At 41.0% G+C, this 20,473-nt stretch carries 16 protein-coding genes; all 16 read left to right on the top strand.

Annotation, left to right across the window (positions count from 1 at the left end):
• Window positions 1-178: 178 nt before the first annotated feature.
• The gene (hpf, locus tag ACZSMY_RS11700) at window positions 179-733 is read left to right on the top strand and encodes a ribosome hibernation-promoting factor, HPF/YfiA family (protein ID WP_042530193.1); all 555 of its coding nucleotides are present in this window, start codon (window positions 179-181) and stop codon (window positions 731-733) included.
• 412 nt (window positions 734-1,145) lie between these two features.
• The gene (locus ACZSMY_RS11695; protein ID WP_175297008.1) at window positions 1,146-1,292 is read left to right on the top strand and encodes a hypothetical protein; all 147 of its coding nucleotides are present in this window, start codon (window positions 1,146-1,148) and stop codon (window positions 1,290-1,292) included.
• A gap of 356 nt (window positions 1,293-1,648) precedes the next feature.
• Window positions 1,649-4,168 carry a preprotein translocase subunit SecA gene (gene secA / locus ACZSMY_RS11690; protein WP_042530195.1) on the top strand — a complete coding sequence of 840 codons (2,520 nt, stop codon included), beginning with the start codon at window positions 1,649-1,651 and terminating at the stop codon, window positions 4,166-4,168.
• Between the two features lie 153 nt (window positions 4,169-4,321).
• Window positions 4,322-5,423, top strand: a protein-coding gene (gene prfB / locus ACZSMY_RS11685; protein WP_139089017.1) for a peptide chain release factor 2 whose coding sequence is annotated in 2 segments (ribosomal slippage) — window positions 4,322-4,393 and window positions 4,395-5,423 — 1,101 coding nt in all. Because the reading frame shifts where the segments join, the coding sequence is not laid out codon by codon here.
• A gap of 94 nt (window positions 5,424-5,517) precedes the next feature.
• Complete coding sequence (locus ACZSMY_RS11680) at window positions 5,518-5,832, top strand: c-type cytochrome (RefSeq protein ID WP_042530197.1); 315 nt, start codon at window positions 5,518-5,520, stop codon at window positions 5,830-5,832.
• A 664-nt stretch (window positions 5,833-6,496) separates the two neighbouring features.
• The gene (gene ftsE / locus ACZSMY_RS11675) at window positions 6,497-7,183 is read left to right on the top strand and encodes a cell division ATP-binding protein FtsE (RefSeq protein ID WP_042530199.1); all 687 of its coding nucleotides are present in this window, start codon (window positions 6,497-6,499) and stop codon (window positions 7,181-7,183) included.
• The gene (gene ftsX / locus ACZSMY_RS11670; protein ID WP_042530201.1) at window positions 7,173-8,069 is read left to right on the top strand and encodes a permease-like cell division protein FtsX; all 897 of its coding nucleotides are present in this window, start codon (window positions 7,173-7,175) and stop codon (window positions 8,067-8,069) included. The genes ftsE and ftsX overlap by 11 nt, the downstream gene beginning before the upstream one ends.
• Before the next feature lie 195 nt (window positions 8,070-8,264).
• On the top strand, window positions 8,265-9,875 hold the full coding sequence (locus tag ACZSMY_RS11665; RefSeq protein WP_212928326.1) for a murein hydrolase activator EnvC family protein: 1,611 nt from the start codon (window positions 8,265-8,267) through the stop codon (window positions 9,873-9,875).
• 394 nt (window positions 9,876-10,269) lie between these two features.
• Window positions 10,270-11,745 (top strand): S41 family peptidase, encoded by a 1,476-nt coding sequence (locus ACZSMY_RS11660; RefSeq protein ID WP_465147806.1) that lies wholly within the window; start codon window positions 10,270-10,272, stop codon window positions 11,743-11,745.
• A gap of 227 nt (window positions 11,746-11,972) precedes the next feature.
• A complete protein-coding gene (locus ACZSMY_RS11655; RefSeq protein ID WP_289584436.1) occupies window positions 11,973-13,169 on the top strand; it encodes a PDZ domain-containing protein in 1,197 nt (398 codons plus the stop codon).
• Between the two features lie 232 nt (window positions 13,170-13,401).
• On the top strand, window positions 13,402-15,384 hold the full coding sequence (uvrB, locus tag ACZSMY_RS11650; RefSeq protein WP_465147805.1) for an excinuclease ABC subunit UvrB: 1,983 nt from the start codon (window positions 13,402-13,404) through the stop codon (window positions 15,382-15,384).
• Between the two features lie 7 nt (window positions 15,385-15,391).
• Window positions 15,392-18,265: an excinuclease ABC subunit UvrA gene (gene uvrA, locus ACZSMY_RS11645; RefSeq protein WP_343769592.1), complete on the top strand. Its 2,874-nt coding sequence runs from the start codon at window positions 15,392-15,394 to the stop codon at window positions 18,263-18,265.
• Between the two features lie 330 nt (window positions 18,266-18,595).
• The gene (locus ACZSMY_RS11640) at window positions 18,596-18,949 is read left to right on the top strand and encodes a YojF family protein (RefSeq protein WP_040978834.1); all 354 of its coding nucleotides are present in this window, start codon (window positions 18,596-18,598) and stop codon (window positions 18,947-18,949) included.
• A 44-nt stretch (window positions 18,950-18,993) separates the two neighbouring features.
• Complete coding sequence (gene bshB2, locus ACZSMY_RS11635) at window positions 18,994-19,677, top strand: bacillithiol biosynthesis deacetylase BshB2 (protein WP_042530210.1); 684 nt, start codon at window positions 18,994-18,996, stop codon at window positions 19,675-19,677.
• Window positions 19,678-19,813: 136 nt separating this feature from the next.
• Window positions 19,814-20,005 carry a PspC domain-containing protein gene (locus ACZSMY_RS11630; protein WP_042530211.1) on the top strand — a complete coding sequence of 64 codons (192 nt, stop codon included), beginning with the start codon at window positions 19,814-19,816 and terminating at the stop codon, window positions 20,003-20,005.
• Window positions 20,005-20,361, top strand: a complete 357-nt coding sequence (locus ACZSMY_RS11625) for a phage holin family protein (protein WP_042530213.1) — start codon at window positions 20,005-20,007, stop codon at window positions 20,359-20,361. The genes ACZSMY_RS11630 and ACZSMY_RS11625 overlap by 1 nt, the downstream gene beginning before the upstream one ends.
• The last annotated feature ends 112 nt before the right edge of the window (window positions 20,362-20,473 follow it).

Raw genomic sequence — 20,473 nt, 5'->3', positions numbered from 1 at the left:
TCGAATTCAAACATAACTTCGAATTTTGTCAAAAAATTTTAATCTTTCTAACCCTTGCATGTACAGGGGTTGGGCCGGATGAATAGAAAACGTTTACGAAAATTAAGGGTTTAGACAAGAGAAGTTTGTGAAATAGTGCTATAATATATTTATAAAAGTAAAGAAGGAGGACACTTATATGAAATTTAATATTAGAGGCGAAAATATTGAGGTTACAAACGCTATTCGAGAGTATGTTGAGAAGAAAATCAGCAAACTGGAAAGATATTTTGATTCCGCTCCGACTAGCGATGTGCATGTAAATCTAAGTGTCTATAATGATGAACAGCGCATTGAGGTTACCATCCCAATGACAAATCTCTTACTGCGTGCAGAGGTACAGCATATTGACTTATATGCTGCTGTAGACTTAGCCGTAGATAAATTAGAAAGACAAATTCGCAAACATAAAACTAAAATCAATCGTAAATTCAGACAAAACGGCGCTCCTAAGCATGCTTTTGCTGAATTAGAAAAAGAAGCAAAACTGGCATCTGAAGAAAATGAAAATCAAATTGAATTAGTACGTACCAAACGTTTTAACTTAAAACCAATGGATTCTGAAGAAGCAATCCTGCAAATGGATATGCTTGGACACAGCTTCTTTGTATTTACTAATGATCAATCTGGAGAAACCAATGTGGTTTATAAACGCCGTGATGGAAAATACGGATTGATTGAACCGCATGTTTAAATCAAAATAAAATAGTATATTAATAGAAAAAGCAGGATATTGCTTCCGATGGAGGGAGCAATATCCTGCTTTTTTACGAGATGGCTAAAAAGTTTTTTTATCAAGAAAAAAATATATAGCGATGATAGAAATAGCTCACAAAGTGCGTATGTACAGGCTTTGTTGTGGTAAAGGAAGAATAAATAAGCCAAAAAATTTATTAATTTTATCCAATCGATGAAATTTTGTCGAAAAAAACATCAAACTGGCGTTTTTTTTCAGTTTATACGGGTAAACGCGTCATTTTTACAGCCAAAAACACAGTTTGTCTAGACAAACTGTGTTTTTGGCTGTTGAAAAATGGAGTTTGCGGATTCGCTGGAAAAGAAGGCGTGTGGTATAAATAAATTAGAAAGTAAAGGGGGGCAGTCAAATGCAGTATACGACACAGCGAGTGCTGGATGAATTGGAACAGCGGGTAAGTCAGCACGAGCATACGATTCAGCAGCTATTACGTATTGTAGGCAACCTCAATAAGCATCTTGCACAGATATCCTCTGAACAAAAAGAAAAAGTTTAAAAGTAGTGTATCTATAATCGGTACTACTCTTCGCAAAACACCCTCGGAAGATCACTTCATTCAGGACTGAAATCAACATTTCAGTTCTTTTTTTTATACATGCAGGAGGTCTGTCAGTATATAGATAATTAGCTTGTGTCAGAAAGAGACCCTGCTGGGAACGAAACGGACAATGTAAGTTGTCATAACGGTTTAGGAAGTGTTATGATTACTTATATTGACTATTGCCTATCAGACATGGTAAATTTATCAGCTACGATATCATTACCTTTAAATAGTGGTATATGACATATAATTTTGAATCAAGTGTAATTCTATAAGCAATAAAAGTTTCAATTAACTGAGGAGCGTTCATAATGGCAGGAATTTTAACGAAGATTTTTGGTGACGGAAATCAAAAACAAGTGAAGCGTATCGAAAAACAGGTGGACAAGATCGAAGCATTAGAGCCTGAGGTGCAGAAGCTTTCAGATAATGATTTACAGAAGAAAACAGAGGAATTTAAGGAACGGGTCGCAAATGGAGAAGAATTGGACAACCTTCTTGTAGAAGCATATGCGGTTGTTCGTGAAGCCTCTAAGCGTGTGCTCGGAATGCGCCCTTTCCGTACACAGTTAGTCGGTGCGGTAGCGCTGCATAATGGAAATATATCTGAAATGAAAACAGGGGAAGGGAAAACGTTGGCTTCAACGATGCCAGCGTATCTTAATGCGCTTTCGGGTGAAGGCGTGCATATTATTACAGTCAATGATTATTTAGCAGATCGTGATGCGAAAGAAAATGGAGAGCTGTTTGCTTTTTTAGGATTAACGGTCGGTTTAAACCACAATGGTCTTCCCAAGGAAGATAAGCGTAAAGCGTATCAAGCAGATATCACTTATGGAACAAATAATGAATTTGGTTTTGATTACTTAAGAGATAACATGGTGTTATATAAAGAACAGATGGTGCAGCGGCCATTGAATTATGCCATTATCGATGAGGTTGACTCGATTTTAATTGATGAAGCCCGTACGCCATTGATTATTTCTGGATCAGCAAAAAAATCTGCATCGCTCTACCAGCAGGCAGATCGATTTGTGCGTACACTGCAAAAGGAAACAGATTATACCTTCGAGGAAAAAACAAAAGCAGTACAATTAACGGAACAAGGAATTGATAAAGCAGAGAAATTCTTCAGTATTGAAAATTTATTTGAATTATCACATGTTTCCTTAACGCATCATATTAATCAGGCATTGAAAGCGCACGTATCCATGCATAAAGATACGGATTATATGGTAGAAGAAGGCGAAGTCATTATTATCGACCAGTTTACTGGACGTAAAATGAAAGGCCGCCGCTATAGTGATGGTCTGCATCAGGCAATTGAAGCGAAGGAAAACTTACAAATACAAAATGAGAGTATGACGCTTGCTTCGATTACTTTCCAGAACTATTTCCGTATGTACAAAAAATTGTCTGGTATGACAGGTACAGCAAAAACAGAGGAAGAAGAGTTCAGAAGCATCTATAATATGGATGTTATTGCTATCCCAACTAATCAGCCAGTCCAAAGAGATGACCGTGCAGATCAAATTTATAAAACGATGGAAGGCAAGTTTAAATCCGTTGTTAATAACATCAAAGAACGCCATGAAACGGGCCAGCCGGTTCTGGTCGGTACGGTAGCGGTAGAAACCTCCGAGCTGATTTCACAGCTGCTGAAGCGTGCGGGAGTAAAGCATGAAGTACTAAATGCGAAAAACCACTTCCGTGAGGCGGAAATTATTGAAAATGCCGGTCAGCGAGGTGCAGTAACCATCGCAACCAACATGGCAGGCCGCGGTACAGATATTAAATTAGGAGACGGTGTGAAAGACCTCGGCGGACTGGCTGTCATCGGCACGGAACGACACGAATCACGCCGTATTGATAATCAGCTCCGCGGACGTTCCGGACGTCAGGGTGATCCGGGAATATCCCAATTTTTCTTATCTATGGAAGATGAGCTGATGCGCCGTTTCGGTTCAGATAATTTGAAAGCGATGATGGAAAGGCTTGGCATGGATGATGACCAGCCAATCGAAAGTAAAATGGTTTCCCGTGCAGTAGAATCTGCTCAAAAGCGTGTGGAAGGGAATAACTACGATGCACGTAAAACGGTTCTGTCTTATGATGATGTGCTTCGTGAACAGCGTGAAATTATTTATAAACAGCGTTTTGACGTCATTGATTCTGAAACCAACCTGCGTGAAATCATTATAAATATGATTCAATCTACTGTAGAGCGAATTGTTGCAACACATACACAGGATAATGATGAAGATAAATGGAACCTGGATGCTATTGTGGAATATATAGAAGGTAACCTATTAGAGCAAGGTGATATGACAACGGCAGAGCTTCAGGATAAGGAAGCAGAAGAAATAACCGGCATTATTATGGAAAAAGTGAATCGCCGTTATGATGCAAAAGAAGCAGAGATTACGCCGGAACAGTTTGTTGAGTTTGAAAAAGTTATTCTGCTGCGCACAGTAGATACAAAATGGATGGACCATATTGACCAGATGGATCAGCTTCGCCAAGGTATTCATTTACGTGCCTACGGTCAGAACGATCCGCTGCGTGAATATCAAATGGAAGGCTTCACAATGTTTGAAGAAATGATTGCAAGCATTGAAGAGGAAGTATCCAAATATGTGATGAAAGCACAGATTCAGGATAATCTGCAGCGTCAGGAAGTCGTTAAAAATACGCAAGCTGTTTCTGGAGGCGGTGACGGTCAGAAGAAAAAATCCAGAAAACCAGTTGTGAAAAATAATACCGTAGGGCGAAATGACCCTTGTCCATGCGGCAGCGGTAAAAAGTATAAAAACTGTCATGGTAAGCAATAAGCTAATCGGCATTCATTTGAAATAACCCCCTGTTCAATAGTGGATACAACGGCTATTGGCGGGGAAACCCGGCTGGGGGAAACAGAGAGCTTTCCTGCACAGAGCACCTGTTATACCATGGCAAGGAAAAGCAATATTAGGAGGAATCAGTATATGGAATTAAGCGAAATTAAACAAGAACTGGAAAAAATAACTTCACGTGTTGAAGATTTCAGGGGGTCTCTTTGACCTCGAACAAAAGAAAGCACGGATTGCTGAATTAGAAGCATTGATGGCCGATCCTGCTTTTTGGGATGATCAGAATCAAGCGCAAACAGTTATTCAAGAATCGAATGGATTAAAAAGCTACGTCGATTCTTTTGAAGAGATTGAAGAAACATTAGACAATCTGGAAGTATCTTATGAGCTGGTTAAAGAGGAAAATGACCAAGAGTTATTTGAAGATCTGCAGTCAGAGCTGAAGGATTTTAAAGAGAAAGTAAATAAATTTGAATTACAGCTCTTATTGAGCGAGCCTTACGATGCGAATAATGCGATTTTAGAGCTGCACCCAGGAGCAGGCGGTACAGAATCGCAGGATTGGGCAAGTATGCTGCTGCGTATGTATCAGCGCTGGGCGGAAAGCCATTCGTTTTCTGTGGAGACCATTGATTACCTCCCCGGAGATGAAGCTGGTGTGAAAAGCGTTACGTTATTAATCAAAGGTCATAACGTCTATGGCTATTTAAAAGCGGAAAAAGGGGTTCATCGTCTTGTCCGAATTTCTCCTTTTGACTCCTCAGGAAGACGGCATACATCTTTTGTATCCTGTGATGTGACACCAGAGATGAGCGACGACGTAGATATTGATGTAAAAACAGAGGATTTAAAAATAGACACGTATCGTGCAAGCGGCGCCGGCGGGCAGCATGTCAATACGACGGATTCGGCTGTACGGATTACGCATCTTCCGACTAATATCATTGTTACCTGTCAAAATGAACGTTCCCAGATCAAAAACCGGGAACAAGCGATGAAAATGTTAAAATCAAAGCTTTATCAGCTGGAGATTGAAAAACAGCGGCAAGAACTAGCAGAAATTCGCGGAGAACAAATGGAAATTGGCTGGGGAAGCCAGATTCGTTCGTATGTTTTCCACCCGTATTCAATGGTCAAGGATCATAGAACAGATGTGGAGACAGGGAATACGCAGGCAGTAATGGACGGTAATCTGGATATATTTATTGACGGATATCTCCGTTCCCAAATGAAATAAACACCAATTGTCCTTTTTTGTTCATAATGATTTATGTAGAATGAAACCGAAGCAGATATACTAATAGTAGCAACTGGCAAGGAGGATTGAGGCGATGAAAAAAGGATTAGCTGCCTTGTTCCTGGGAATGGTTATTATTCTGGGAGCTTGCGGTAATGCAGACGATACCAACAGCGATTCAGCTGAAAATTTAGAAGCTGGCGAGGAAGTGTATCGCAATAACTGTGCTAACTGTCATGGTGCTGACCTTTCTGGAAATGGCGGTCCTGAACTGCTTGATATTGGGTCAAAATATTCTCAGGAACAAATTGAGGATATCGTCCAAGAAGGTATTGGCAGCATGCCGCCGCAGTCGCAAGTAGAAGGACAAGACTTAGAAGAGTTGGCATCCTGGTTAATTGAACAATAGGGACGGACAGACGTTTGCTTTACGGCAAGCGTCTGTGTCTCTTCTTCTCATTTTATTTAAAAAAAGTATTTTAAAAGCATTGATATTTCGTCGTTATCAGGTTTACATTCATAGTTCTTCGTTTATTAGGTATAGCGGGTTAATGCTGCTTTTTACTTGAATGTTCAAATAGAAATAATGATAAAAATCAATCTTCTTCATGAAATACAGTGTACCCTCCAGCCTTTCAAAAATTCCAAAATCCGTCGTTTTAGCACAAACCGCTCAATTACCCGTTATCCTTTAAAACAAAACCTTTTCAACTAGTAAACATAAAAAATTGTCGATTATAAGAAGCTGTGTTAAACCGCTCTATGCCGAGCTTAATTAGTGTTCTTTTTTGATTGTTACAAGAGTTGTCGAATTGAAATAAAAATGTAATACGATTTTTTCATCATAAAATACACAGAGATGTTATAATTATTTTTGGTCGTTTAAATCTATTTAAATGAATTCTAATGATATAAAAAAGATAGAGATAAAATAGCAGAAATAAAAATATAACAGAAATATATAAATAGATAGAGCTTGCAAAATATGTATTTTTTTGGCAGTTAATCAGACAGATATCAGTAACGGTTAAAGTCATAAGCGGAAATAATATATTAAATTAGGTGGTCATGAAATGATAACAATGGAGAATGTATCCAAAACATATAGTAATGGTGTGACAGCACTGAACGATATAAATATACATATCGATCGTGGTGAATTTGTTTATCTTGTCGGGCCGAGCGGGGCTGGTAAATCATCCTTTATTCGTTTGATTTATCGTGAAGCAAAGCCGACAAAAGGTAAGATAATCATTAATGGACGAGAATTAAGTAAAATAAAAGAAAGGCATATCCCATACTTGCGTCGTGATATAGGAGTTGTCTTTCAGGATTTCAAACTTCTGCAAAAACTGACAGTCTATGAAAATGTGGCGTTTGCTTTAGAAGTAATCGAAACGTCGCCAAAAAGTATCAAACGCAGAGTGTCAGAAGTCTTGCAGCTTGTAGGATTAGAGGATAAAGCAAAAATGATTCCAAGTGAATTATCTGGCGGGGAACAGCAGCGTGTGGCAATTGCACGGGCGATTGTAAATAACCCTAAGGTTGTAATAGCCGATGAACCGACAGGAAACCTGGACCCGGATACTTCATGGGGAATTATGGAAGTTTTAGAAGACATTAATTCAAAAGGTACAACCATAATCATGGCAACTCACAGTAAACATATTGTTAATACAATTAAACGTCGTGTCATTGCAATTGAAGATGGGAATATTGTACGAGATCAACAGCGGGGTGACTACGGCTATGAAGTTTAGAACATTGTTAAGACATATACGTGAAGGTATGAAAAACATATTCCGGAATGGCTGGATGACCTTTGCCTCCATTGCGGCCGTAACCACAACCTTAATTCTTGTAGCTGTATTTTTGGCTTTAGTTCTGAACCTTGACCAAATGGCAAGGAATATCGAGCAGGATGTACAAATCAGTACGCTAATTGAATTAACGGCAGATGAAGATCAAATTGTCGAACTCGGTGAAGAAATTGAACAGATAGATGGTGTGGCAGAGGTTCAATTTTCTTCCAATGATAATGAATTAAAAAGCTTAATTGACAGTATGGGAGATGACGGCCAGGCGTGGGTCATGCTGGAGCAGGACAACCCGTTGAACCATGTATATATCGTGGAAGCTGGCATTCCTGAGGAAACAGAGGCTATTGCCAATCAAATCAGCGAGTTAGACAGCGTAGAAGATGTATTATATGGCCAAGAAGTAGTTGATCGGCTTTTCCAATTTAATAATTATGCAAGAGCAATTGGAATGGCATTGATTATAGCGCTGGTATTTACAGCTATTTTCTTAATTTCAAATACAATCAAGATAACAATTATTGCAAGAAGTACCGAAATTGGCATTCAGAAATTAGTAGGAGCAACGAATTCCTTTATTCGCTGGCCGTTCTTTGTGGAAGGGGCACTGTTAGGGATACTTGGTTCCATAACCCCAATGGCCGTTATCGTGGGAGGTTATTATTATATTTATCATAACTTACCAGGTATAACGAATACCTTCCGATTTATAGACCTTCTGCCATTCAATCCATTTGCTTGGCAGCTGTCCGGGATGGTACTGCTGATAGGAGCAGTAATCGGCGTTTGGGGAAGCGTGATGAGTGTACGTAAATTCTTAAAAGTCTAGCATACAAAAGAAATAAAGATTATGTTCCATATAGGGAAAATAAGAAAAACTCGCATTTGCTGCAAACGCAGTGAATACGAGTTTTTCTAAAATAGAATAGTCAGCTGAGCAGAAAGACATAGGGGGTAGTTTTCAGCTGATAAAAAAATCACAATTTACTATAAAGCAGAAACAAAATGGAGAGGGGAACAACATATGAGAAGCTTGAGAGCACTTGCGGCATTCAGCCTGGTTACATTGCTCACAGTCACGACACCAATACATTCTGTTTCAGCAGAGTCTGTAAAAGATGTAGAAGATGAAATTAACGAACTGGAGAAAGAGAAGTCTGATTTGGAATCGGAAAAAGAGGAAGCAAAGAAAAAGAAAGATGATTCGGAGGAAAAGCTTGAATCAAACAAAAAAGAACAAAGTGACGTGGAAAGTGAAATCTCATCCATAGATGAAGAATTGAGCCGGACACAATCAGATATCGCTGATAAAGAAGGCGAGATTGAAGCAACCAATCAGGAGATTGAAAGTTTAACAGATGAAATAGAGGAATTGTCTAATCGTATAGAGGAATTAGAAGAAGACATAGTAGATTTAGAAGAGCGAATCGAACAGCGAGATGCGCTCATTAAAGACCGTCTCCGCAGTATTCAGCAGAATGGTGGAGAAATTCAATACTTAGAGGTTATTTTTGGTGCACAAAATTTCAGTGAATTCGTCTCTCGCAGTACCGCGGTGAATAAAGTAATGGATTCTGACAGATCTATTATGGAGGAACAGGCTAATGATAAGGCGCAGCTGGAAGACGATAAAGGGGAACTGGAAGCAAGTAAAGTGACGGTTGAGGAAAATAAGGTTGCTGTAGAAGAAAATAAAGCAGCGCTTGAAGATCAGCATGATGACCTGCTTGCATTGCAAGACCAATTAGATGAACAAATATCTGATAAAGAAACGTTATTAGCTGACTTAGAAATTGAGTACGATGAAATGGAAGAAGTGAAGTTATCAGCTGAGGAGGAGCAGCAGCTGATTGACGCTCAGGCAGCAGCGAAGCAATCTGCATTAGAGTCTGCTCAAAGTAAAAAGGATGATCTGGAACAGAAGGAAGCAGAAGAGAAAGCACGTGCTGAGGCAGAAGCCGAAGCAGAGCGCAAGGCAGAAGAAGAACGTCAGGCGGAAGAAGCGCGTCGAGCTGCGGCAGAAAGTGAACAAGAATCAGAGCAGCAGGAAGAAGAAAGTGAAGAGCAGGAACAAGAGAGCCAGCCGGCAGAGGAAGAATCAGAGAGTGAAGATACTTCCAGTGAAGAAGAAACAGAACAGCAGGAAGAAGAAAGTGATGTGGACGTGCAAGTAGCCAGCGGAGCTTCTGGTGAGGTGAAATCAGAAGATGCTGCGCCAAGCAATCGTTCTGGTTTTATTCGACCAACCTCCGGGCCGACCACTTCTCCTTTTGATCCGAATCGTGTACATCCGATACATGGAGATGTCAGACCGCATAACGGAATGGATTTTGGGCAAGCCGGAGAAGCGGATAAAGTAATTCGTGCAGCTGCTGATGGTGTGGTGGCTTATACTGGTTCAATGAGTGGTTATGGCAATACGGTGATGGTTACGCATAATATAAACGGCCAGGAGTATACGACCTTATATGCACATTTGGATAGCTTTACGGTATCTAATGGCGAGACGGTGAGCCAAGGCGATCAAATCGCTGTAATGGGCAATACGGGAGGTTCCACTGGTGTCCATCTCCATTTTGAAATTCACCCTGGAGGCTATAAGAACCCGGTTGACCCGGCAGGCTACTTGAATTAATTCAAAGCTAAATAAATAGAAATTTATCAAATAATAAATCCGAACTAGTACTTCATTTGCTTTTAGGCAGAATGTGAATTAGTTCGGATTTCTTGTTATTAAATAAAGCTGCCAGAAGCATGTTCTGAATAGTCTATTCAAAAGAAAGATTCTAGATAATGTTTGTGTGTAAAATCATAGTCATTCACTGGATAACATGATATGATTTCTTTATTAGAAAATAAATATGCTTTGTTTTACTTGAGAAGTGTCTTTATTTTTATATAGGAACATACGCTTTTTAAATGATTTTTACGAATATCAGTTTTTCTAAATGGTTTGCTGCTTGTGATAGATATATTAATTCAACTTCGGAGCTGGATGGAAGCTTTTGAAGCAACAAAGAGGTGTAGAAATGAAGCTTAATCAAACTAAAATCATACTGATATTAATTGGTGCTCTGCTTATCGGTGTGTTAGGGGGCTACGGCGGAGTTAAATTAGCTCAAAATTCAGAGGGGAACGCTCCTTTGGAAATAACGAATTCAGAAAATGAAACTGATAATGCCGAGGAAGAATCATCTGCTGAATTACCGGCAGATTTAGACAAGATTTCTCAAACCTTTGATTTAATCAAATCAAACTATATAGAAGATGTTGATGATAATGAACTGGTGGAAGGCGCTATAGAAGGGATGCTTTCGACGCTGGAAGACCCGCATACTTCTTACTTAGATAGTGAAATGATGGAGCAGTTCAACGAGCAGATTGAGTCTTCGTTTGAAGGAATTGGTGCGGAGGTCCGTGAGATAGACGGCTATATAACCATTATGTCGCCAATGAAAGAATCACCTGCGGAAAAAGCAGGGCTGCGTCCAAATGACCAGGTCTTAAGTGTGGACGGAGAGAGTTTAGAAGGATTGAATGTAAACGAGGCAGTTGCTAAAATCCGCGGAGAAAAAGGAACCGATGTTGTTTTAGAAATACAGCGTTTAGGTACTTCGGATCCATTTGAAGTAACGATTCAAAGAGATACGATTCCGGTGGAAACCGTATATAGTGAAGTGGAATCAGAAGATGGCAAGGATACAGGAGTTATTCAAATCACAAACTTCTCTGAGCATACAGGAGAAGAATTTGAAGAACAGCTGGCAGATCTGGAAGAGCAGGATATTGACGGTCTAGTCATTGATGTTCGCGGGAACCCGGGCGGACTGTTAGATGTTGCGGAAGAAATCTTACAGCAATTTGTTCCAAGTGATATGCCTTATCTGCAAATCGAGGATGCGAATGGAAATGCAGAAGAGTATGTGTCTAATCTGGATGAGGCGAAAGATTATCCAATCAGCGTGTTAATTGATGAAGGCAGTGCCTCTGCTTCTGAAATTGTCGCTGTTGCTATGAAAGAGCTTGATTATGATGTTGTGGGAGAAACAAGCTTTGGAAAAGGTACCGTACAGCAGGCTATTCCGCTTGGGGATGACAGTTCTATTAAAATGACAACTCTTAAATGGCTGTCTCCTGGCGGCGAGTGGATTGATGGAAAAGGAGTGGAACCGACCGTCGAACAAAGGCAGGATGATTACTACTACTCTACTCCGATTCAAGTGACAGATGACGAGCCGCTCACGTTTGACCATACAAGCGAAGCAGTGGCAAATATGCAAGTGATGTTATCTGGACTGGGATATGATACTGGAAGAACAGACGGTTATTTCAGTGAAGAAACAGAGCAAGCTGTAGAAGAATTTCAGGAAGATAATGACTTGGAAACAACTGGAGAAGTAGACGAAGAAACAGGCGGTTTAATTGAAACACAGGTTATTGAAAAGATTCGGGACGGAGAGGACGACCGACAGCTGGAACGCTCTTTAGAAGAACTTTATCAATAAAACGAAACTTCATTCAGCGGGAGTTGTTGCTTTTCTCTCGCTGAATTAGCCTAAATGATTCAGGGAGTTAGCGCCCGTTAACTCCCCTCTGACTAATTATATTTCCACTTTCTATTTTGAGACGGAAGATTTACGGGCGATTCTCCGTGATAAAATAAGAGATTTGTTCATCCACCACTATGTGATGGATGAACAAATTGTATTTGCAAAGCAGGTGAAGAGTATTGGTGGAAGCATGGCTTATTGAATTGGCAAAAGGTATAGGCAAATTTTTTCTGAATCCGGCATTATACTGGTTTTTATTTATATTGACGATGGCAAGTTATTTTCGAATCAAACGGGAGCGGTACGATTTTGGGATAAAAATATATCCGAAGTTTATGGAGTGGCATCGGACCTGGCTTGTCTCCTTAATCAGCGGAATACTGATTTCTGCCGTCATTATTGGCACAGGCATGGTATTCTCTTATGAAACACTTCTCGTTTTAGCGTTAAGCTTTGTTGTATTAAGCATCAGTACGCATTTTACATTATTGTCTCCCAGCTATACACTTGGGCTGACTTTTCTTATTTTGTTTTTTGCACCGTATCTTATTGACATGCAAGATGTCATTGATTATTCCTTGCTTTACGAAAGCAGTCTTCCGGCGTTAGCTGTATTAGCGGGATTGCTTCTTTTTGTAGAATCCCTGTTCATTAAACGTATTGAAAAGCAAGATACGTTTCCAAGAATTACGCTGAGTGACCGCGGTGTCTGGGTAGGCGAACAGCAAATCAAACGATTAACGGTTGTTCCTCTGCTGATGCTTGTGCCTGAAGGATTAATTACTTCCTTTGCTCCCTGGTGGCCGTATTTATCCATTGGAGAATCCAGCTTAGGCTTAGCACTGATTCCATTTTTGATTGGGTTTAACTATAAAGCAAAAGGACATTTTCATCAGGATGCGATTTACAAGCTGGCAAAAGCAAATACCTTTTTAGCAATCGGTATTTTACTTATTGCTGTCGGCGGAGTATTTATCCCGTACCTTTCCCTGGCTGCGATAATTTTGGCGATTATCGGAAAAGAGTATTTGAATTATCGCTATCGCGAAGGAGACCGTTTGCGCCGTCCGTACTATCAGCCGCATGCCAAAGGCCTGAGAGTGGTTGGCGTGCTGCCTGGCAGTCCGGCGGACAGGCTGGAAATAGAGACTGGCGAGGTCATTTACAGAGTCGGCGGGAAAAACGTACGGACAAGCCAAGCTTTTTATGAAGCACTGCAGGGAAGCGGAGCTTATATTAAAATGGAAGTTTTGAACCATGAGGAAGAGGTTCGTTTTGTACAAGGATCTCTGTATGAAGGAGAGCACCATTCCTTAGGCTTTCAATTTGCGGAAGAGCCTTTTAAAGCTAGAAGAGAAAAGAATACAAACGCCTCTTAACATAAGAATGCTTGGAACAGTGGTTTACTGCTGCATCCAAGCATTCTTATTTGATTATAACAATAAAACGAGGATTGAAAGATTGACAGAAAGGCTATAATGAAAATAGAGGTTATTTCAATAATAATATAAAAAAATATATAATTTCTTAAAAACAAGAACGAATACTTGTTCGTTTTTTGAGAAAAGGATATAATAGAAAATAGCTATGGTATGGAACGGAGGAAATAGGATGAATGAGCAATTTGAGTTAGTTTCTGCTTATGAGCCTGCGGGTGATCAGCCGGCAGCTATTCAGGAAATTGTAGATAAGGTACTTGCCGGCCAGCATCATCAGACGTTACTCGGTGCTACTGGAACGGGGAAAACATTTACGATGTCCAATGTGGTGAAAGAAATCAACCGGCCGACGCTTGTTATTGCACATAATAAAACACTGGCAGGACAGCTTTACAGTGAGTTTAAAGAGTTCTTTCCAAACAATGCGGTAGAGTATTTTGTGAGCTATTATGATTACTATCAGCCGGAAGCGTATGTGCCTTCTACCGATACGTTTATTGAAAAAGACGCCAGCATCAATGATGAAATAGATAAATTGCGCCACTCTGCGACATCGGCGCTTTTTGAACGAAGCGATGTATTGATCGTAGCGAGTGTGTCGTGTATTTACGGTTTAGGTAACCCGGAAGAATACAGAAGCCAGGTGCTGTCCCTTAGACTTGGCATGGAAAAAGAAAGAGATCAGCTTCTGCGGGAATTAGTAGATATTCAATATGCAAGAAATGATATTAATTTTCAGCGCGGGACGTTTCGTGTGCGCGGGGATTCCGTGGAAATTATCCCGGCATCTCATGAGGAGCATTGTATCCGGGTAGAATTTTTCGGAGATGAGATCGACCGGATCCGTGAAGTCGATGCGCTGACGGGAGAAATCATCGGCGACAGAGAGCATGTAGCTATTTTCCCGGCTTCTCACTTTGTGACCCGTGAAGAGAAAATGAAAATTGCGATTAAAAATATTGAAAAAGAATTAGAAGACCGGTTGAAGGAATTAAACGATGCCGGGAAGCTGCTGGAAGCGCAGCGTCTCGAGCAGCGGACCAATTATGATTTAGAAATGATGCGGGAAATGGGCTTTTGTTCCGGGATTGAAAACTATTCACGTCCGCTGACACTGCGTGAAGCGGGAGCAACGCCCTATACACTTCTGGATTTCTTTCCAGAGGACTTTTTAGTAATTATTGATGAGTCCCATGTGACGCTGCCGCAGATTCGCGGTATGTATAACGGGGACCAGGCCCGGAAACAGGTATTAGTGGATCATGGCTTCCGCTTGCCTTCTGCGATGGATAACCGCCCGCTGCGGTTTGAAGAATTTGAAGAAAAGACCAATCAGCTGGTTTATGTTTCGGCGACACCGGGACCGTATGAATTAGAGCATTCACCAGAAATGACAGAGCAAATCATCCGTCCGACCGGCTTACTGGACCCAGAGGTGGAGGTCCGTCCGATTGAAGGGCAGATCGATGATTTAATAGGTGAAATCAATAAGCGGACGGAACGCAATGAACGCGTGTTGATTACGACGTTAACGAAGAAAATGTCAGAGGACTTAACAGATTACCTGAAAGAAATCGGGATAAAAGTAGCTTATCTGCATTCGGAAATCAAAACATTAGAGCGGATTGAAGTAATCCGTGATTTGCGTGTCGGGAAATATGATGTGCTTGTCGGAATCAACCTGCTCCGGGAAGGGCTGGATATTCCGGAAGTATCCTTAGTTTCCATTTTGGATGCGGATAAAGAAGGCTTCCTTCGTTCCGAGCGTTCGCTGATTCAGACGATGGGTCGTGCCGCACGAAATGAACAGGGTAAAGTTATTATGTATGCTGATAAGATGACCGATTCGATGCAAAAAGCAATTGATGAAACAGAACGCCGCCGTATGGTTCAGCAGGAATATAACGAAAAACACGGCATTACCCCGCAAACGATTCGCAAGGAAGTACGCGACGTTATCCAGGCAACAATTGCTGCGGAAGCACCGGAAACGTATGAATCGGAAGCGAAGCAAATGAAGAAGATGACGAAGAAAGAGAAGCAGAAAGTCATCGAAAAAATGGAAAAAGAAATGAAGCAGGCAGCCAAAAATCTAGACTTCGAGAAAGCAGCAGAATTAAGAGATGTTCTCTTGGAGCTTAAAGCGGAAGGATGAATTTTTTATGCCAAGTAAATCTATAAAAATCCAAGGTGCCAGAGCGCATAACTTAAAAAATATCGATGTGGATATTCCTAAAAATAAATTAGTGGTTCTTACAGGGCTTTCTGGTTCCGGGAAATCCTCCCTTGCCTTTGATACCGTTTATGCAGAAGGACAGCGCAGATACGTAGAATCGCTGTCTGCCTATGCAAGACAATTTCTGGGACAGATGGACAAGCCGGATGTGGACGTGATTGAGGGCTTGTCTCCGGCAATTTCGATTGACCAAAAAACAACCAGCAAAAATCCGAGATCGACAGTCGGAACAGTGACCGAGATTTATGATTATTTGCGTTTGCTTTTTGCACGCGTAGGGAAGCCGACCTGTCCGAAGCACGGTATCGAGATCAGCTCGCAGACTGTACAGCAGATGGTTGACCGGGTTCTGGAATATCCGGAGAGAACGAAAATGCAGATTTTGGCTCCGGTCGTATCCGGCAGAAAAGGGGAACATGTTAAAGTATTAGAGGACTTGAAAAAGCAAGGTTATGTGCGTGTTCGAATTGATGGCGATATGATGGAGGTTGCGGATGATATTAATCTGGAGAAAAATAAAAAGCACTCTATCGAGGTGGTTATCGACCGTATTGTTATTAAAAGCGGCATCGAAAGCCGGCTGAGTGATTCCCTGGAAGCAGCACTGAAGCTGGGAGAAGGCAATGCAATCGTGGACGTTATTGATGATGAAGAATTGTTATTCAGTGAAAACCATGCCTGTCCGATTTGCGGTTTCTCTATCGGGAAATTAGAGCCGCGTTTATTCTCCTTTAACAGCCCCTTTGGCGCGTGTCCAAGCTGTGATGGGCTGGGCACCAAGCTGGAGGTCGATGTGGAATTGGTTATTCCGGATTGGGATAAGACGTTAAATGAGCATGCTATCGCACCATGGGAGCCAATCAGCTCGCAGTATTACCCGCAGCTATTGAAAAGCGTCTGCGACCATTATGGCATTCCGATGGATGTTCCAGTGAAGGATATCCCTGAGGAACAAATGGATAAAATTTTATATGGAAGCGGGAAAGAAAAAATCCACTTTCATTATGAAAATGATTTTGGCAGCTCCCGTACGAAGGATGTTGCATTTGAAGGTGTGTTAAAGAACGTAGAACGCAGATATAAAGAAACTTCTTCGGATTTTATCCGTGAGACATTAGAAAAATATATGGCGCAGAAAAATTGTCCAACCTGTAAAGGGAACCGTCTCAATAAAGAGGCGCTTGCTGTATTAATTGACGGGAAGCATATCAGTCAGGTAACAGATTTTTCTATCCTGGAATCAATGGATTTCTTTAAGCAGCTTGAATTGAGTGCAAAGGACCGTCAGATTGCACGATTGATTTTAAGAGAAATAGATAACCGGCTGTCATTCTTAAATAATGTCGGCTTGGATTATTTAACGCTGTCCCGTTCAGCAGGAACACTTTCCGGAGGGGAAGCACAGCGGATCCGTCTGGCGACACAAATCGGTTCTGCGTTGACAGGAGTGCTTTATGTGCTGGATGAGCCTTCTATCGGACTGCATCAGCGGGATAATGACCGTCTGATTGAAACACTCAAACAGATGCGTGATTTAGATAATACGCTGATTGTGGTGGAGCATGATGAAGATACGATGCTTGCGGCGGACTGGCTGATTGATATCGGACCTGGCGCCGGTGAGCATGGCGGGGAGATTGTTGCCAGTGATACGCCGGAGAATGTGAAGGCAAATGAGAATTCATTAACGGGCCGTTATTTATCTGGAAAAGAATTTATTCCTGTGCCGTCAAAACGTAAAAAAGCGGATAAACGCAAAATAAAAGTTACCGGCGCTTCGGAAAATAATTTAAAAAACGTATCAGCTGAAATTCCGATTGGTCTGATGACCGTTGTCACAGGGGTTTCCGGTTCAGGGAAAAGTACGCTGGTTAATGAGATCATTTATAAATCCTTAGCAAAAGAATTATATAAAGGAAAAGTAAAACCAGGGAAATATCGAAGCATAAAAGGCATCGAGCATATTGAAAAAGTCATTGATATCGACCAGTCTCCAATCGGGAGAACACCGCGTTCCAATCCGGCGACGTACACCGGGGTATTTGATGATATTCGTGATGTGTTCGCCCAGACAAATGAGGCGAAGATACGCGGCTATAAAAAAGGCCGTTTCAGCTTCAACGTTAAAGGCGGACGCTGTGAAGCCTGCCGCGGCGATGGAATCATCAAGATTGAAATGCATTTCCTTCCCGATGTGTATGTCCCTTGTGAGGTTTGTGACGGAGCACGTTATAACCGGGAAACATTGGAAGTGAAGTATAAAGGTAAAAGCATATCTGATGTTTTGGAAATGCGTATTGAAGAAGCACTGGAGTTTTTCTCTGCGATTCCAAAAATTAAACGGAAGCTGCAAACGATCTATGATGTCGGCTTAGGATATATTAAGTTAGGTCAGCCGGCAACGACATTATCCGGCGGGGAAGCACAGCGTGTGAAATTGGCGAGTGAATTGCATAAACGCTCTAACGGAAAGACATTTTATATTCTGGACGAGCCGACAACAGGACTTCACTCTGCCGATATCCGCCGTCTGCTGGAGGTTCTGCAGAGACTTGTAGATAATGGGGATTCTGTCTTAATTATCGAACACAACCTGGATGTCATCAAAAGTGCGGATCATATTATTGATTTAGGTCCGGAAGGCGGAGACCGCGGCGGTCAGATTATCGCGAAGGGAACGCCGGAAAAAATCGCAGAACAGGCAGATGTTTCTTATACAGGAAAGTATCTTGGCCCTGTGTTAGAGCGCGATAAGGAACGTATGAAGGACATGCTGAAAGAGAAAGTCAGCAGTAAATAGAGGATAGCCGGTCCATCTTTAGAGTGCAATTTTGCTCTTTAGATGGACTTTGTTTTATCACAGAATCACAGACTGTAAAAACATTTGCAGATAGATACAATGTTTTTAAGGCAAATCACAATGCTGTTGGAGAAAAAATAGTTTATTTCATCATACATTTGCAATCCAATCAGAATACTATGGTATAATAAAACGTAAATATCTTACGAATAGGGTGCAAATGTAATTTTTAAATCAGCTTAAAGCGTTGTTTTCGTATGAATAAGCTATCTAATTGACGATTTGTCCGCATTTCGATAGAGTAAAAGAATAAGAAGTGGAGGTTGAAACATGAAGCCGATAGAAATTGAAAAAGTTCAGCAGGCGCTGGACAGTTACTTAAATAAAGAAGTGTATGTTCATTTGGAAACAACAAATGGAGCTTATGCGAATCATTTAGACGCCAATGCCTATACCGTTGGTGCATATATACGTAATGCAAAAGTAACCTATAAACAGGCAAAGATTATAGGAGAAGGGAACTCCTATCGTGTTGGTTTGAAAATGGAGCTTGGCTGGATTTATGCAGAAGGACTGACCGACTGGACGATTTATCAGGAAGACCAATTGCTGCTGGCCGGTCATGACAGAGAAGGCCGGTTAATGGTGGCATTAGAAATTAGTGAGACGCCTTTTCATCAATAAAAAACGAAGGATATAGCTTGATTCTAGAAAGATAGGTGAACGTAATGGAGAAACATGTAGTAGTTATTTATCCGCATCCAGACGATGAAGCATTCGGCGCTTCTGGTTCCATCGCACAGTTTCGAAGAGATGGAGTGCCAGTAACATATTTATGTGGAACGTTAGGACAAATGGGGAGGAATATGGGGAATCCGACATTTGCAAATCGGGAATCCTTGCCTGAAATTCGTAAAAAAGAGTTGAAGCAGGCATGTGAAACGTTAGATATGGAACTGAAAATGCTCGGATACCGTGATAAAACGATTGAATTTGAAGATAAACAAGAGGTGGCCGATCATTTAAGAAGCTATTTAGAAGAAATTAAACCTTCTCTTGTGATTACACACTATCCCGGCTATGCTGTGCACCCGGATCATAATTCCTTGGGAGCAGCTGCGATTCAGGCTGTAGAAGATATGACTCCTGAGAAAAGACCAAAAGTATGGGCACAAGCCTTTTCCAATGGTCATGAAGAGGATTTAGGAAGCCCTGATATCGTGAATGATGTCCATGATACGTTTGATAAAAAGCTGCAAACGGTTCTGTCTCATGATTCTCAGGTAGCAGGCATGTTTGGCTGGTTTAAACAGATGGATGAAATCGATGAAGAAGTGAAAAATGAACTGATTGAGCATCAGGCGATGGAACGTTTTTATACTTGGGATTTTGAAAAGAACAGCTCCAACTAATTGTTTTGTTTAAAAAGAATAGGGAGAGGGAAAATAGAAATGAAACTTTTTCATTTCTATTTTCGTATATACCAGTAGAAGCACACATATCCATGAATAAATAGATGGCAAAACAATTACCTGAGGAGGTACTTTCATGAAAAAATTATATCGTTCCGAAACCAATAAAATATTAGCTGGTGTCCTTGGCGGAATAGGAGAGTATTTAAATGTGGATCCGACCCTGCTCCGGATTATTTTCTTGATTCTGCTTATCCCGAGCTTTTCTACATTGGCAATTGTTTATCTGATTGCTGCATTTATTATGCCTAGAGGAGACGTGTATTAATGTTACTTCGGGGGGTTATTTCATTAGTATTAAATGCTGTCGCGCTGATAGCAGTTGCACAGATTTTTGATTCATTTCAGCTGGATGGATTTGGCACAGCGCTGTTAGCAAGTGTTATTTTAGCCATCCTGAATATGTTTGTGAAGCCGATTTTGGTTATTTTAACATTGCCCATTACGGTGATTACATTTGGATTGTTTTTAATTGTGGTCAATGCGATTATATTGATGATTACGCAGGCGCTTATCGGACCTTCCTTTGTCATTGACGGGTTTGGAACGGCGTTTATCGCATCGATTGTGATTTCATTGATTTCGATGATTTTAAACAGTGTTGTCCGGGATATACGACGATAGAAGGGAAGGTCAGGTTATTGCCTGGCTTTTTCTTTGTGTACTAAAACGGATATTGTCAAGATACCGCTGCTCTGAGGGCGAGGGGGATAAAAAAGGAAGGAGAAGAAAAAAT

The organism is Oceanobacillus sp. B139/18 (genome assembly GCF_055524595.1).
Note: the sequence above shows the minus strand (reverse complement) of the source record. Positions and strands in the feature narration are given on the sequence as shown.